The following is a 14,472-nucleotide window of genomic DNA, read 5'->3' on the forward strand; positions in this document are numbered from 1 at the left end:
CTCAGAGCATCTGTCGGGCGCTGTTGATCAGCCCCGACACCTGCTCCACGCCGGAGCCGAAGCGGCTCCGGCGCTTGCCTTCCTGAGCCACAAACACCGGCAGCATTTCCCCGTAGAGACTGGTGCTGATGGTGCGCTGCTCATCCGCCAGGATATCCCGATTGAGGGTAATACCATGGGGCGCCAGTTGGCTCTCCAGCTCATCGGCACGGCGCAGCAGGTCGCGCCGGGTCATCTGATAGGCGTGCTCACAGACCATACGCCGGGACTGGAAGCTGAACACGTTCGAGAAGAACAGCTTGGCGTCATCACGCTCCGGCTGGAACAGGACAATGTCCGAGTCCGGGTACTGGTCCGCATACTGCGCAATGCCCGCCTCCATGCGCGAATACACCATGGTCCGGAAGGTCTGCCCCAGGATGTTGGGCATACCGGAATCCGTAAGTGCGCCCGCGTTCATGGTGCCCGCACGCACCGCGGCACTGGCGTCGATGGGCACCAGCGGGTTGATGGCGAGCACGAGATCGGCCCCATCCTCCAGGGCGACCGAAGCATGCAGCCCCTTGCGCAGGGTGCCGTCCACGTAGAAGCGGCCGTCGATCTCCACCGGCATATAGATCCCCGGCGAGGCAATGCTGGCCTGCACAGCCCGGGAGATGGGTACATGATCAAACCCGGGGGCTCCCAGTCGCACCGCCTCACTGCTCTCCAGGTCGGCCGCAATGATGTAGAGCCTGTGGCGCAGCTGCCGGAAATCGTTGGTCCGCCCCAGCATGCTGAAGGCACGGCGCAGGTACTCATGCAGCCCGGTGTTGTCGAACAGCCCCGCCGGCGCCACCTGGGCCAGCACCGTGAGCGCATCCAGCAGGCTCTGGTCGTAGGGGTTACTGGCGAAACGCCCGAACGCCTCGCGCAGCAGCCCCGGAACCGCCAGCGCCCGACGCACGTACTCGCGGAACGCCGGCCGGTAGAACACCTCCGGGTGGAAGGGGTGCACATCGGCCTCGTTCTTCACAAAGATCCGGCACAGCTGTGCCGTGGTCATCTGGTTGGCGAGATTGGCTGCAACGAAAGAGCCGGCACTGACACCGACGTAGACATAGAGGTCATTGAAGTCGACGCCATCCAGCGCCTCATCCAGGGCCCGCAGCGCGCCGATTTCATAGATTCCGCCCAGTGGGCCGCCGCCCCCGAGTGCCAGCCCGATCCGGGGCCGCTCCGGGCGCTCGGCAGACCTGCGTGACAGTGTTTCCATGGATTACCCCTTGATCTGACTGCTCACTCAAGACTAACGGCGTCTTCTAGAGTAGACATACTAGAAACAAGGATAGCACTGAATGCCCGCTCACTCCCGGGAGGCCGCGAGTTCCCGTACCCCGGAGCCACTGCGTTCCGGCCGGATAAAACGCCCGATCCCGGCTTTGCGCAGGGCCAGTTCCACACAGCTGCGGATCACATGCGGTGAATCCAGGGTCAGCACCTCCGCCAGCAGCCCACGGGCCATATCCATGTCGATGCCACGGATCACGGACTTGATCCGCGGCAGGTTGGAGGCGTTCATGGAAAGGGCGTCGTACCCCATGGCCAGCAACAGTATGGCACCACCGGGATCTCCCGCCAGCTCACCGCATATGCTGACCGGCTTGCCCACATCATGGCAGTCCTGGGCCACCTGGCACAGTGCCTGGAGCACCGCCGGGTGATAGGAGTGATAGAGGCTGGCCACGCGCGGGTTGTTGCGGTCCACCGCCAGCAGATACTGGGTCAGGTCGTTCGACCCCACGGAGACGAAGTCGACCCGGGCCGCGATCTCCCGCACCTGGTACACGGCCGCAGGGATCTCGATCATAACCCCGACCTGAGGCATCGCCAGCTGGTAGCCCTCGTCACGCACCTCATGCCAGGCGCGATAGATCAGGTGCTGGGCCTCCTCGATCTCAGAGACATTGCTGATCATCGGCAGCATGATGCGCAGGTTGTCCAGCCCCTCACTCGCCTTGATCATGGCGCGGATCTGGACCAGGAACACCTCCGGGTGGTCCAGCGTGACCCGGATACCGCGCCACCCCAGGAAGGGGTTCTCCTCAACAATCGGAAAATAGGTCAGCGCCTTGTCACCGCCGATGTCCAGCGTGCGCATGGTGACCTCCGCCGGAGCGAAGGCTTCAAGCTGCTCGCGGTAATAGGCCTTCTGCTCCTGTTCGGAGGGGAACCGCTCATTGATCATGAACGGCACCTCGGTGCGGTACAGGCCAATGCCCTCCGCCCCGTGACTGAGTGAGCGCACCACGTCCGTGATCAGACCCGTGTTCACGAACAGCGGTATACGATGGCCATCCAGGGTCTCACACGGCTTGTCGCGCAGCTCCTCCAGCCCCTTAACCAGCTCCTGCTCTTCCTCAATGATGGACTCGAAGAAGGCCTTGAGCTCGGTGGAGGGCGAAGCGAAGATCTGGCCCTCATAGCCGTCCACAATCAGTTCCCTGCCATCCAGCTGCGCCACCGGGATGTCCACCAGCCCCATGACCGTGGGCACGCCCATGGCCCGGGCCAGGATGGCCACGTGGGAGTTGCCGGAACCGCGGACGGATACCAGGCCGGCCAGCTGGCCCTGGGGCACTTCCCCAAGCATCGCGGGCGTCAGTTCATCACTGACAAGAATCGTCCGTTCCGGGTACTCCGGTGTCTCTGACTCCCCTTCCTGGAGGTGGGAGAGCAGACGGCGCCCGAGATCACGGATATCCACGGCCCGCTCACGCAGGTAATGATCCCCCATCATCTCGAAGTGGCGGACATACTGGTTCACCACCGCCTTGAGCGACCCCGGTGCCCAGAGCCCCTCACGGATGCGGTTCTCCACCTCGCCGGGCAGCGCATGGTCGTGAAGCATGCGCAGATAGACCTCGAACAGGGCCTGCTCTTCCGGTCTCAGCTGCGGCGCAAGGCGCTCGCCTACCTGCTCCACATCGTCCCGTACCGCGGAAACGGCCGCGCGGAAGCGCTCGATCTCCGCATCCACATCCTCACAGCGCTTGTCCGGCACCGAATCCAGATCCGCCGGCGGAAACACCACCACGCCGGTCCCGATGGCCACGCCCTGAGCACCGGCGACACCGCTGAAAGCCACATCCCGGGCCTGGTCACCGCTGATCGAGATACCGCCAATAGCACCGGTCGCCTCACTGTGGGCAATGACCCCGGCAAGCTGGGCGGAGATGGTGACCAGGAAGGCTTCCTCACCCTCGTCAAAGCGGCGGCTGTTCTGGGTCTCCTGGACGACGATCACGCCCAGCACGCGCCGGTGGTGGATAATGGGTACACCAAGGAAGGAGCCGAAGCGTTCCTCACCGGTCTCCGGAAAGTAGCGGTTGCGCGGGTGCTTCTGGGCATCCTCCAGGTTAATGGGCTCCTCACGGGTCCCAACCAGCCCCACCAGGCCCTCAGAAGGCGCAATACGGACCTGGCCCACCGCGGACTTATAGAGACCCTCGGTGGCCTTGAGCACGTAACAGCCGGATTTGTCGTCGTAGAGATAGACCGAGCAGACCTCGGTGTGCATAGCGGTCTGGACACGCGCCGCTATGGTGTCCAGCGCGTCCTGCAGGTTATTGATTCCGTTCAGTTCCTGGACGATGCTTCGCAGCGTGCTGAGCATTGTGGTCATAGTCGGTCAGCTTTCCTGGCGGGCCGGCGGTTGCCCCTTTGACTGTAGCCTGAATACCCCCGGCGCCAGTTCCCTCAGCGCCCTGCGGTAGACTTCGCGTTTGAAGGACACCACCTGCCCCAGCGGGTACCAGTAACTGACCCATTGCCAGCCGTCGAATTCAGGCTTATGGCTGCGATCAACCCTCACCCGGGCGTCGGGCGAGAGCATCTCGAGAAGGAACCATTTCTGTTTCTGGCCAATGCACACCGGGCGTGAATCCCTTCGGACCATGCGCCGGGGCAGGCGGTACCTGAGCCAGCCCCGGGTGGTAGTGATGATCCGGACATCCGATGAGTCCAGGCCAACCTCCTCCATCAGTTCGCGATAGAGGGCCTGCTCCGGTGTCTCATCCTCATTGATGCCTCCCTGTGGAAACTGCCAGGCGTCCTGGCCGATGCGCCTGGCCCAGAGCAATTCCCCCCGGTGATTCGCCAGCATGATTCCGACATTCGGTCTGAATCCGTCGGAGTCAATCACGGCAACACCTCTGTTTGTTATTCATCTTCTACGTGTAAGTTAGTGTCATTTTTCCAGAATTGATAGCCCCGGAGCAAACCGCGTAGGAGCGAGCCCTGCTCGCGATTCCCAACATCCATCGCGAGCAGGGCTCGCTCCTACGGTGATTGTGATACCCTTGCGCCCCGAATTCTCCCGGAGGCCGCACTACCGTGACACTCGCCATCTTCGACCTGGACAACACCCTTCTGCACGGCGACAGCGATCATGCCTGGGGCCAGTTCCTGATCGATACCGGCGTGGTCGATGGGGAGCGCTACCGCCAGCGCAACGACCAGTTCTACCGCGATTACGAGGCCGGTCGGCTGGATATTGAGCAATACCTGGCCTTCGCCCTGGAACCACTGGCCAGCCAGAAACCTGCAATACTGCAGGAGCTGCGGCAACGATTCATGCAGGAACGGGTAGAGCCCATGATCGAGCCCGCGGCCGAAGCCCTCATCAACCGTCACCGTGAGCGTGGAGAGACCCTGCTGATCATCACCGCGACTAACCGCTTCGTCACGGAACCCATCGCGGCGCGCCTGGGTATCCCCAACCTGATTGCCACCGAGCCGGAAGTGGTGGATGGCGCCTTTACCGGCCGCGTTGCCGGCACCCCCTGCTTCCGGGACGGCAAGATCACGCGGCTCGAGGAATGGCTGCTCGATCGCTCGGAAACCCTGGATGGCGCGCACTTCTACAGTGACTCGCGCAACGACCTGCCGCTGCTGGAAACCGTGCCCAACCCGGTTGCCACCAACCCGGACCCTGCCCTGCGCGACACCGCCCACCACCGCGGCTGGCCAATCCTGGATCTCCAGTCCCCGTAGGAGCGAGCCCTGCTCGCGATCCCGGCGCGATCCCGGGTAACAATCGCGAGCGAGGCTCGCTCCTACGGGGGTACAGGAACGCCCTGAACAATCGGTTACAGCCTATCGCCACCATCTGGTCTAGGCTGGGGGCAGCAACCCAACAGGATGATAAGCCCCTATGCCTGCGGAACTCACCGACGAACAGATCCACAACGTCCTCCAGGGCATACGGATTCCACCACAGCCCCAGATCATGGTGGACCTCCAGATGGAGCAGGCGATGCCGGATCCGGACATCGAACAGATCGCCAAACTCATCCGGCAGGATGTCTCCCTGTCCGGAATGATGCTCAAGTTCGTCAACTCGCCCTTCCTGCAGCACAGCAACCAGATCTCATCCATTGAACAGGCAGTCGCGCTGCTCGGCCCCACCACGGTCATCAACATCATCAACGGCCTGAGCATCAAGGGCGAGATGTCGGATCAGGCGATCCGTGCCATGACCCGGTTCTGGGACACCGCCACGGACATCGCCCAGGTTTCGGCCCATGTGGCGCGCGCCATCGGCGCCAAGAACCCCGATGAATCCTATGCGATGGGACTTTTCCACAACGCCGGTATTCCACTGATGATGGAGCGCTTCCCGGACTACGACGATGTCATGATGGAGAGCTACGCGCGTGACGAACCGCGCCTGATCGACGTTGAGAACCGGATGCTGAACACCAACCATGCGGTCGTCGGCTATTACGTGGCCAAATCCTGGAACCTGCCGCGCCACCTCTGCGAGGTCATCGCCGAACACCACAACGTTCAGCAGGTCTTTGCCCAGACGGGCACCCGGGCCCAGGAACGCAAGACACTGCTGGCCACGCTCAAAATCGCTGAGCACATCTGCGGTAACTTCTCGATCCTGGGCCAGCAGGAAGAGGATTATGAATGGCAGCGCCTGGAACAGGATGTACTCATCCACACCGGCCTGACCCAGTACGACCTGGAGGAAATGGCTCAGAACTTCCGTGATATGGGGATCACGGTCCACGGCGGTTACTGAGGACTGACCCCGCGCCGCAGAAAGTCCATCATCATCGGCAGCTCCTGGCGGAACCGCGTGTAGCGGTGGTTACCACCTTCGTGCACAACCAGCTTGCTGGCGGTGAACCTTTCGGCAGCCTGCCGGTAGTCCAGTGTTTCATCGCCGGTTTCCAGAAGAACCATGAGGCGCTCAGGGTGTGACAGAACCCCCGGATCCATGGCCTTGAGCTGATGCACGTGCTCCTCCGTAACGTGGAAGCTCTCCCCGGTATAGAGGTTGGTGTGCTCGCCGAGTGACTCCTCCATCAGGCGGTAGGGATGCGCGGCGGGATTGATCAGGACCGCCGGCAGACCATAGCGCTCCGCCATCACCATCGCGAAGAACCCGCCCAGGGAGCTGCCGATCAGGCCGGGCCCGGAACCCGGCGCCTCTTCGATGAGCCCGGCGAGCTGCGCCTCCACGCCGGCAGGCGTGGTTGCCAACTGGGGAATGAACCACTGCCCCCGGTAGCCGGATTCATGCAGCCAGGCATCCAGCTCCCTTGCCTTTTCGGAAGCCGGCGCACTACGGAACCCATGAAGATAGATCAGGTCAGGGTCATCAGTAGCCAACGCTGTCGAGCTCCAGTCCGTAGTCATCATCGGCAATGCGTTCCACGCCGGAGCGGATGCGCCCGTCCGGATAGAGCGCGAGCCAGCGGTAACCCGGCGGCACGGCATCAACCGCAAAGGACTCTGAATCCGGCAGAAACTGCACGCAGGTGGAGGGGCTGGCCAGCATGCGCCAGCCGCCGATCTCTTGGTCCAGGGACTGGTGGATATGCCCCCAGAGAAGTCCCCGCACCTGCTCGTGGCGCGCCAGCACCTCGAAGAGGGCTTCGTGATCCTGCAGGCCAATGGCATTCATCCATTCGGCACCGATACGGATCGGATGGTGATGCAGGCACACCAGCGCATGATCCCCGGGGTGCTCCTTCAGGCAGGCATCCAGATACGCCAGTTCCTTCTCCCCCAGGCACCCGTGCACCTGGTCCGGCACCGAGGAGTCCAGGCAGATCAGCTGCCACCCATGGCTCCGGTAACGCCGCTTTGCCGATCGGGTTCCCCTGATGGCCCGCTCCATTGCCGGCAGCACATCGTGATTGCCCGCTGCCCAGAAGACAGGCCCCTCAAAGAAAGCGGTCTGCTCCCGGAAATAGTGATAGGAGTCGTCACTGCCATCCTGGGAGATATCGCCGGTTGCCAGAACCAGATCCGGTTGACCGTAATGGACGCGGACATGCGCCAGCACTGCCTCCAGTGTCTGGCGCGTATTGATCCCGAGCAGGCGCCCTTCCGGGTCCCCCATCAGGTGGGGGTCCGTAATCTGCAGCACATGCAGGGGCTCGGCTGAGGCGTCCATGGTGGCTATGGGCTCCCTTCGTCGCTATGCCCTTCAATATAGCGGGCTTATGCGTTATTGCCCAACGGATTTAGGGAACGTCATCACGGGTTCAGGATTCCAGGCTCCAGACCGAATCCAGGTCGGCCGCCTGCCCGAACCTGAGGCAGAAATCCAGCCAGTCCGCCAGGAACAGATTGATCTGCAGCTTCTCGTCCGGAAGATGCATTCGCGCATTGGGGTAGGGATTCACAGCGCGGATGCGCCCATGCCGGAAACAGCTCATCACTTCCAGCATCCCCACATCGTGATAGGCACGCACCGTCATGCGGGGGTTATTGAGCCAGCGCCCGTTGTTCGCCACCTGTTCCAGGTACCAGGTCTCGGTGAAGCGCGCCTTCTCCAGACGGCACAGATGCACGTCTCCCAGATGCCGACCACCGTCATGCAACTGGAAGAACACATCAGAGTCCGCGTCGGGCCCGAGGCGCTCAAGATGGCCCAGGCGATGGTAGTTGGCCTCGCACACCGCCGCGAAGCGGGTCAGGTCCGGCACATACCGCTGCACCATCACCCGGCCCTCCACTCATCCCGCAACCGCTCACGGTTCAGAGCCAGCCACTGCAGGGCCATGATGGCTGGTGCGTTCCAGATCCGGCCGTCACGCAGGCCCTCCATGGCGATTTCAAAGGCAAGAGGCTGCACGCGGATGTCCTCGTTCTCATGCTCAAGGCCATGGATACCACCTGTACCGGCCGCATCCACGCAGCCGCCATAGAGGTGCACAAGTTCATTGGTACCGCCAGGTGAGACCAGATAGTCACAGACCTTCTCGATACGCCCCAGGGTCAGCCCCGCTTCCTCCTCGGCTTCCCTGCGGGCGGTGGTCTCACCGTCATCACCGGATTCGTTGATGCCGGCGACCACCTCCAGCAGCCAGGGCGAGGCCTCACGCCCCAGGGCGCCGGCGCGGAACTGCTCCAGAAGCACCACTTCGTCCCGCCAGGGGTCATAGGGCAGCACACAGGTGCAGTTCTCACGCCAGAAGATCTCGCGATGCATGGCAGGGCTCCAGCCGCCTCCGAAAAGGCGGTGCCGGAACCGCAACCCACGAAGCTGGAAGAAACCCTGATAGAGCGCCTCATCGGACTCAATGGTCACGTCATCGTGGTCAAAGGTGCTGTCCAGCTCTCCCATCAGGGCCTCATCGGTCTCAGACTTCGTGGTACAGATCCCCTCCCTGTTCGCGGAACTCGGCGGACTTGTCCGCCAGCCCTTCCCGCAGCGCCGCTTCATCGTTCAGACCATGCTCCCGCGCGTAGTCACGCACCTCCTGGGAGATCTTCATGGAACAGAACTTCGGCCCGCACATGGAGCAGAAGTGCGCCACCTTCGCCGAATCCTTGGGCAGGGTCTCATCGTGATAGGCTCGGGCCCGTTCGGGATCCAGTCCGAGGTTGAACTGGTCTTCCCAGCGGAACTCGAAGCGCGCCTTGGAAAGCGCGTCATCCCGCCGCTGGGCTCCGGGGTGGCCCTTGGCCAGGTCCGCCGCGTGCGCCGCAATCCGGTAGGCCATCAGCCCTTCTTTCACGTCCTCGCGGTTGGGCAGGCCCAGATGCTCCTTCGGCGTCACGTAACAGAGCATGGCGCAACCATACCAGCCGATCATGGCAGCGCCAATCCCGGAGGTAATGTGATCATAGCCCGGCGCGATGTCGGTTGTCAGCGGCCCCAGCGTGTAGAACGGCGCCTCGTCACAGCACTCAAGCTGACGCTCCATGTTTTCCTTGATCAGGTGCATCGGCACATGACCAGGTCCCTCGATCATGCACTGGACATCATGCTCCCAGGCGATCTTCGTGAGCTCGCCCAGTGTCTCCAGCTCCGCGAACTGCGCCCGGTCGTTGGCATCGGCAATGGAGCCGGGGCGCAGCCCGTCGCCCAGGGAGAAGGCAACGTCATAGGCCTTCATGATCTCGCAGATCTCAGAGAAATGCGTATAGAGGAAGCTCTCTTCGTGCCGGGACAGGCACCACTTGGCCATGATGGACCCACCGCGCGAGACGATACCCGTGGTCCGTTCCGCCGTCATGGGCACATGGTGCAGGCGCACCCCGGCATGAATGGTAAAGTAGTCCACGCCCTGTTCGGCCTGTTCGATGAGGGTATCCCGGAACAGCTCCCAGGTCAGGTCCTCGGCCGTACCATCCACCTTCTCCAGGGCCTGGTAGATGGGTACCGTGCCCACAGGCACCGGTGAGTTGCGGAGCAGCCATTCCCGGGTCTCGTGGATGTCCTTACCGGTCGACAGATCCATGATGGTATCCGCCCCCCAGCGGATCGCCCAGGTCAGCTTGCCGACCTCTTCCTCAATGGAGGACGTGACCGCCGAGTTGCCGATGTTGGCGTTGACCTTCACCAGGAAGTTGCGCCCGATGATCATGGGCTCGGATTCCGGGTGGTTGACGTTGTTGGGGATGATGGCACGTCCACGCGCCACTTCATCACGCACGAACTCGGGATCGACGCCCTCGCGGATGGCGATGAATTCCATCTCGGGGGTGACCATGCCCTTCCGCGCATAGTGCATCTGGCTCACGTTGCCGCCCGCGCTGGCCACCCTGGGCTTGGGCGGCCGGCCGAAGCGGAAGGCGTCCCGTCGTGGGTCACGCAGCCGCTGGCGAGTGGTTTCGGAACTGAACTCGGGCAGGCGCTGCGTATCACCCCGTTCATCGATCCAGCCGGCGCGCAAAGGCGCGAGGCCCTCACGGAGGTCGATGGCAGCAGCGGGATCCGTATAGGGGCCGGATGTATCGTAGACCCGCAACGGCTCGTTGGCTTCCGGGCCCTGGGCCGTGTCTGTGGGGCTCAGCTGGATCTCGCGCATGGGCACGTTCAGATCCGGACGACTGCCCGAAACGTACACTTTATGCGACGCAGGCAGTTGGTCGATGGTGGCGTCGTTGACGCGCTCGTTCTCGCTCAGGAGCTCATTGGATGGGTTCATGGTGGTTCTCCTCCGTTGGTGATCGAACGGACGGGAGAACGCAGAGGCAGACATGACGTCAGTAGTGGCAAACAAGGAGGCGGTACAGTCAGCACCCGCCTGTCTCGATCCCTACGCCGGTGCTAGCCGGATCAGGTCTGCGGGTTCTGCATTCGCAATCTCAGCCGGTCGCGGCGGCAAACGCCAACCCCGGGTCCGGCACCCCGTCAAGACAGTCCATTCGAGTCTAGAGATTGCCCCGGAACTTGTCCATAATGGTGACCGCCGGTCACGGCCATCCTTGATCAACGCTTGAGGGATCCAATGAAAGCGCGCGCTCTTCCCGCACTGATTGCGGCCCTGCTGCTCCCCGTTACCCAGGCTCACGGCGAGGGGCTGATGGACGTCTACCGCAAGGCCCTTTCCTATGATTCAGAACTGGCGGCGGCCAGGGCAGCCCGACAAGCCCGTGAGGCAGCTGTGGCTGAGTCCAGAGCTCCGCTTCTGCCCCAGCTGGACGCCTTCGGAGAATCCACCTATACCGAGCTCAACACTGTGGATGGCCACGTCACCAACCATGAGTATGGCCTCCAGCTCAGCCAGCCCCTGTTCCGGGCCAACGCCTGGTATGGTTTCCAGGCCAGCCAGAAGCAGAGCAAGGTTGCGGCGGCGGAACTCTCCCGCGCTGAACAGGGGCTGATGCTGAAAGTAGCGGAACAGTACTTCAATGTGCTGCGCGCCAAGGACGAACTGGACACGGCCCAGGCTCAGGAAGCGGCCCTGCGGCGCCAGTGGGAGCAAGCGAAAGAGCGCTATGACGTGGGGCTGGTAGCCACCACTGAAGTGGAGGAAGCTCGCGCAGGCTACGACGCAAGCCGCTCGCAGCGGATCGCTGCCCAGAGCCAGCTGGACATCGAACGCGAGAGCCTTGCGCGACTGACCGGCCAGTTCCCGGAGACCCTCGAACGGCTGGAAACCGACTTCCCGATCAGCAGCCCGGAACCGGCCAACCCCAAGGCCTGGGCCCAGACCGCACTGGAGCAGAACTGGGAGCTGAAGGCACAACAGCTTACCGTGGACGCCACCCGCGAGCAGCTCAGCGCAGCACGCTCCGAACACCTGCCGACACTGGACCTGTTCGCCCGGGTCCAGCGTCAGCACCAGGATAATGACTTTGACCTCCCGGCCATGGGGGCGCCGGGGGCACCCATACCGACCAATCCCATGGACGAGTATCCGCGCACCGATACCACCATCGGACTGTCCCTGAACATTCCTCTTTATAGTGGTGGTGGCACCCAGGCCGGTGTCCGGCGGGTTCGGGCGGAAAGCGAGCAGGCCCAACGCAACCTGGACACGGTGCGCCGCAATGTCCGCCTTGACGCCCGTTCCCTGTTCCGCCGGATCACCACCAACATCCAGACCATCAATGCCCAGCGCCAGACCATTGTTTCAAGGCGCAGCGCGCTGGACGCCACCCGTGCCGGCTACGAGGTGGGTACAAGGAACATCGTTGAAGTACTGGATGCTGAGCAGAACTACTACGTTGCTCTGAGGGACTACGCCAATGCCCGCTACGACTACGTGCTCAACACACTGCGCCTGAAGCAGGTAGCCGGAACGCTGAGCCCCCAGGATCTGCAAGGCCTTGACCGCTGGCTGAGCGCGACAGCTCCGGGCATTGAACGTCTGGCAAGACAGGTAACCCGCGAGGAACGGCAGGACAACGGGGACCAGACCCCGGATCAGTAATCGGGCAGCCGCCTGAGGACACCCTCCACCAGGCGCGCCACCGCGCCCTGGTTGGCATCCACCACGGCCCGGCCACGCTGGCCCAGCGCCTCCCGTTCCGACGCTGCCCCCACAAGCTCCTCCAGCACCGCGGCCAGCGCATCGGTGCCATCCACAAACCGCACGGCCTGCTCGTCCGCAAGGCGCTCAAACACGCTGACGAAGTTGAACACATTCGGCCCGGTCAGCACCGGCAGCGACCAGGCCGCCCCCTCCAACGGGTTGTGCCCGCCACGCTCAATGAGCGACCCGCCGATAAAGGCGATATCCGCACACCCGAAGAGCATCAGGAGCTCACCCATGGTGTCCGCAAGGTAAACCTGAGCAGAGGCGGGATCGTCAGCCGCTGTCCGACGCGCCAGGGTCAGGCCCTGCTGCTCAGTGAGCCGTGCCACTGCATCAAAGCGCTCGGGGTGGCGTGGCACCAGCACCAGCAGTGCCCGCGGGTAACGTTCCAGCAGGCGGCGATGCGCGGCCAGGACCGGGTCATCCTCGCCGTCATGGGTACTGGCGGCGATCCATACGGGCCGCCCTTCTCCGAAACTCTCCCTGAGTGCAGCCGCCTCATCGCGCACCGCTTCCGGAATCCGCAGGTCATACTTGATCGAGCCTGTTACCGAAAGCTGTTGCGAGCGCACGCCCATGGCGCGGAAACGTTGCGCGTCCGCATCCGACTGGGCGGCAATCCAGTCAAGGGAACGGAAAGCCGGCAGCGTCAGCGGTGCCACACGGGCATACCCCGAGGCGGATTTCTCCGAGAGCCGGGCATTCGCAAGGATCACCGGAATCCCCCTGCGGGCACAGGCATTCACCAGGTTGGGCCATACTTCGGTTTCCATGATGACCAGTCCCGACGGCTTCACGCGCCTGATGAAGGCATTCACCATCCAGGGAAGGTCCAGTGGAATATAGGCGTGCATCACCTGATCCCCGAAGGCGGCACGAACCCTCTCGGCGCCTGTGGGTGTCATGGTGGTGACCAGTATCTGTCGGTCCGGCGCCTGTTCACGGAGGGCCCTGACCATGGGAGCAGCCGCGATCACCTCGCCTACGGATGCGGCGTGGATCCAGAGGATGCCGGCATTTTCGGGAACCGGCCCGTAACCCAGCCGCTCCGGCCAGCGCTCGCGGTACCGTCTGTCCTTAAGACCCCGGTACCACAGGAACGCCAGAATGCCGGGTAGCAGCAGCGTCAGCAGAAGTGAATAGAGCCAGCGTGCCATATGCAGGCGTTCCCGGGCTCAGGTGGCGACGGTCAGCCAGTCCCTGTTCCGCTCCCGGCGCCCTTCCACGGCGTCAAAGTACATCTGCTGGAACTGCTCGGTAATGGGGCCACGGCTGCCTTTGCCAATGGTGCGGTTGTCCAGCTCGCGGATGGGCAGCACCTCGGCAGCCGTGCCTGTAAAGAACGCTTCGTCCGCGATGTAGATCTCGTCGCGGGTGATCCGACGTTCTCTCACGGGGATGTCCAGTTCACGGGCGAATTCGAGAATGCTCCGCCGGGTGATGCCATCCAGGCAGGAAGTCAGCTCCGGCGTATGCAGTTCGCCATTGCGGACGATGAACAGGTTCTCTCCAGTCCCCTCCGCAACGTAACCTTCGTTGTCCAGCAGCAGGGCTTCATCATAGCCGCAGCTCATGGCCTCATTGAGCGCCAGCATGGAGTTGATGTAGTTGCCATTGGCCTTGGCCTTGCACATGGTGATGTTCACGTGATGACGCGTGTAGGACGAGGTGCGGATACGGATGCCCTGTTCCCGTGCCTCCGGCGCCATGTACGAGGGCCACTCCCAGGCGGCGATCATGACGTGCACCTGGAGATTGTCCGCACGCAGCCCCATGCCCTCGGACCCCAGGAAAACCATGGGCCGGATGTAGGCAGAGGCCAGACCGTTCTCACGGATCACCAGACGCTGGGCGTCGTTGAGGGTCTCCTGATCGTAAGGCATCTTCATGTTGAGGATGTGCGCGGAGTTGAACAGGCGCTGGGTGTGGTCCTGGAGACGGAAGATCGCCGGTCCCTCATCCGTGCTGTAGGCACGCACCCCCTCAAAGCAGCCCATGCCGTAGTGAAGGGTATGGGTCAGCACATGCACTTTGGCATCACGCCAAGGCACCAGTTCCCCGTCAAGCCAGATAAGACCATCACGATCCGCCATCGACATTGCCGCCAACTCCTCTCGTCTGTATTTTCGGCCAGAGCATCAAACCCGGGATTCTAGCAGGAAACGGGCCCTCCATGAGAACCGGAGAGCGCACGGAC

The 14,472-nt window shown here is 62.9% G+C and carries 13 protein-coding genes and 1 riboswitch; of the genes, 3 read left to right on the forward strand and 10 right to left on the reverse strand.

From position 1 onward, the window contains the following. Position 1 precedes the first annotated feature (1 nt). From F3089_RS08445 to rppH, 3 genes are all read right to left on the reverse strand, one after another. Entirely contained in the window at positions 2 to 1,255 is a 1,254-nt protein-coding gene (locus F3089_RS08445; protein WP_151440407.1) for a patatin-like phospholipase family protein, read from the reverse strand. Between the two features lie 90 nt (positions 1,256 to 1,345). After that, entirely contained in the window at positions 1,346 to 3,655 is a 2,310-nt protein-coding gene (ptsP, locus tag F3089_RS08450; RefSeq protein WP_151440473.1) for a phosphoenolpyruvate--protein phosphotransferase, read from the reverse strand. 15 nt (positions 3,656 to 3,670) lie between these two features. Then, a complete protein-coding gene (rppH, locus tag F3089_RS08455) occupies positions 3,671 to 4,183 on the reverse strand; it encodes an RNA pyrophosphohydrolase (RefSeq protein WP_151440408.1) in 513 nt (170 codons plus the stop codon). A 191-nt stretch (positions 4,184 to 4,374) separates the two neighbouring features. Between rppH and F3089_RS08460 the strand changes: the two genes are divergently transcribed. Together F3089_RS08460 and F3089_RS08465 are read left to right on the forward strand one after the other, a co-directional pair. Continuing rightward, positions 4,375 to 5,034, forward strand: coding sequence for a histidinol-phosphatase (locus F3089_RS08460; protein ID WP_151440409.1), 660 nt, complete (start codon positions 4,375 to 4,377; stop codon positions 5,032 to 5,034). 160 nt (positions 5,035 to 5,194) lie between these two features. Continuing rightward, on the forward strand, positions 5,195 to 6,070 hold the full coding sequence (locus tag F3089_RS08465) for an HDOD domain-containing protein (RefSeq protein ID WP_151440410.1): 876 nt from the start codon (positions 5,195 to 5,197) through the stop codon (positions 6,068 to 6,070). Here F3089_RS08465 and F3089_RS08470 read toward each other — a convergent pair. From F3089_RS08470 to thiC, 5 genes are all read right to left on the reverse strand, one after another. Next, complete coding sequence (locus F3089_RS08470; protein WP_160899278.1) at positions 6,064 to 6,663, reverse strand: YqiA/YcfP family alpha/beta fold hydrolase; 600 nt, start codon at positions 6,661 to 6,663, stop codon at positions 6,064 to 6,066. The two genes, F3089_RS08465 and F3089_RS08470, sit on opposite strands and share 7 nt — an antisense overlap. Then, positions 6,653 to 7,453, reverse strand: a complete 801-nt coding sequence (gene cpdA / locus F3089_RS08475; protein ID WP_151440412.1) for a 3',5'-cyclic-AMP phosphodiesterase — start codon at positions 7,451 to 7,453, stop codon at positions 6,653 to 6,655. Before cpdA ends, F3089_RS08470 begins: the two co-directional genes overlap by 11 nt. Positions 7,454 to 7,544: 91 nt before the next feature. Further along, positions 7,545 to 8,003, reverse strand: coding sequence for a DUF1249 domain-containing protein (locus F3089_RS08480; protein WP_151440413.1), 459 nt, complete (start codon positions 8,001 to 8,003; stop codon positions 7,545 to 7,547). Beyond that, complete coding sequence (locus F3089_RS08485) at positions 8,003 to 8,629, reverse strand: NUDIX domain-containing protein (RefSeq protein WP_151440414.1); 627 nt, start codon at positions 8,627 to 8,629, stop codon at positions 8,003 to 8,005. The genes F3089_RS08480 and F3089_RS08485 overlap by 1 nt, the downstream gene beginning before the upstream one ends. Positions 8,630 to 8,645: 16 nt before the next feature. Continuing rightward, positions 8,646 to 10,439, reverse strand: coding sequence for a phosphomethylpyrimidine synthase ThiC (thiC, locus tag F3089_RS08490; RefSeq protein ID WP_151440415.1), 1,794 nt, complete (start codon positions 10,437 to 10,439; stop codon positions 8,646 to 8,648). Between the two features lie 91 nt (positions 10,440 to 10,530). Further along, positions 10,531 to 10,655, reverse strand: a riboswitch (TPP riboswitch). 87 nt (positions 10,656 to 10,742) lie between these two features. Here thiC and F3089_RS08495 point away from each other — a divergent pair. Further along, on the forward strand, positions 10,743 to 12,170 hold the full coding sequence (locus F3089_RS08495; RefSeq protein ID WP_151440416.1) for a TolC family outer membrane protein: 1,428 nt from the start codon (positions 10,743 to 10,745) through the stop codon (positions 12,168 to 12,170). Here F3089_RS08495 and waaA read toward each other — a convergent pair. Together waaA and F3089_RS08505 are read right to left on the reverse strand one after the other, a co-directional pair. After that, entirely contained in the window at positions 12,164 to 13,432 is a 1,269-nt protein-coding gene (gene waaA / locus F3089_RS08500; RefSeq protein WP_151440417.1) for a lipid IV(A) 3-deoxy-D-manno-octulosonic acid transferase, read from the reverse strand. The genes F3089_RS08495 and waaA overlap by 7 nt on opposite strands. 18 nt (positions 13,433 to 13,450) lie before the next feature. Next, positions 13,451 to 14,374, reverse strand: coding sequence for a branched-chain amino acid transaminase (locus F3089_RS08505; RefSeq protein WP_151440418.1), 924 nt, complete (start codon positions 14,372 to 14,374; stop codon positions 13,451 to 13,453). Between the last annotated feature and the right edge of the window lie 98 nt (positions 14,375 to 14,472).

This window comes from Halospina sp. K52047b (assembly GCF_008709855.1).
In the GTDB taxonomy this organism is placed as follows: Bacteria; Pseudomonadota; Gammaproteobacteria; order Pseudomonadales; family Oleiphilaceae; genus Halospina; species Halospina utahensis_B.

Coding starts and splice junctions, on each gene's coding strand:
- thiC (WP_151440415.1), bottom strand. CDS start 10,439: ATGAACCCATCCAATGAGCTCCTGAGCGAGAACGAGCGCGTCAACGAC.
- F3089_RS08465 (WP_151440410.1), top strand. CDS start 5,195: ATGCCTGCGGAACTCACCGACGAACAGATCCACAACGTCCTCCAGGGC.
- F3089_RS08505 (WP_151440418.1), bottom strand. CDS start 14,374: ATGTCGATGGCGGATCGTGATGGTCTTATCTGGCTTGACGGGGAACTG.
- F3089_RS08485 (WP_151440414.1), bottom strand. CDS start 8,629: ATGGGAGAGCTGGACAGCACCTTTGACCACGATGACGTGACCATTGAG.
- F3089_RS08495 (WP_151440416.1), top strand. CDS start 10,743: ATGAAAGCGCGCGCTCTTCCCGCACTGATTGCGGCCCTGCTGCTCCCC.
- F3089_RS08445 (WP_151440407.1), bottom strand. CDS start 1,255: ATGGAAACACTGTCACGCAGGTCTGCCGAGCGCCCGGAGCGGCCCCGG.
- ptsP (WP_151440473.1), bottom strand. CDS start 3,655: ATGCTCAGCACGCTGCGAAGCATCGTCCAGGAACTGAACGGAATCAAT.
- cpdA (WP_151440412.1), bottom strand. CDS start 7,453: ATGGACGCCTCAGCCGAGCCCCTGCATGTGCTGCAGATTACGGACCCC.
- F3089_RS08480 (WP_151440413.1), bottom strand. CDS start 8,003: ATGGTGCAGCGGTATGTGCCGGACCTGACCCGCTTCGCGGCGGTGTGC.
- waaA (WP_151440417.1), bottom strand. CDS start 13,432: ATGGCACGCTGGCTCTATTCACTTCTGCTGACGCTGCTGCTACCCGGC.